Source organism: Pseudomonas sp. HMWF021 (assembly GCF_003061005.1).
Taxonomy (GTDB): Bacteria; Pseudomonadota; Gammaproteobacteria; order Pseudomonadales; family Pseudomonadaceae; genus Aquipseudomonas.
Map to the genome: position 1 here is coordinate 25642 of NZ_QAIK01000188.1, position 295 is coordinate 25936.

The 295-nt window shown below is 61.7% G+C and carries 2 pseudogenes; both read right to left on the minus strand.

Annotation, left to right across the window (positions count from 1 at the left end):
- Nucleotides 1-170: pseudogene (locus tag DBR18_RS30105) on the minus strand (urease subunit beta); the annotation flags it as partial.
- Nucleotides 167-295 (minus strand): annotated as a pseudogene (locus DBR18_RS30110) (GNAT family N-acetyltransferase); the annotation flags it as partial. The pseudogenes DBR18_RS30110 and DBR18_RS30105, both read right to left, overlap by 4 nt.

A 295-nucleotide genomic window follows, 5' to 3' on the forward strand; every position in this document is an offset into this window, starting at 1 on the left:
CGGCTGGCGGCACGATCAAAGGTCAGGGCGTCGTTGGTTTCGAAAAAGTGATAGTGCGAACCGACCTGGATCGGCCGGTCGCCGCTGTTGGCGACTTTCAGGCTGAGGGTGCGGCGACCGACATTCAGTTCGATGTCGCCGGGCTGGATCTGGTACTGGCCGGGAATCATGGCCGGGCTCCTTGCAGAATCTTGTAGTAGAGGGCTGTCGGTCGATACGTGCCTTGCGGATCGCAGGCGTAGTCGGGGATTTCGCCGGCGCGGGTGTAACCCAGGGCCTTGTAGAAGTCTTCGGC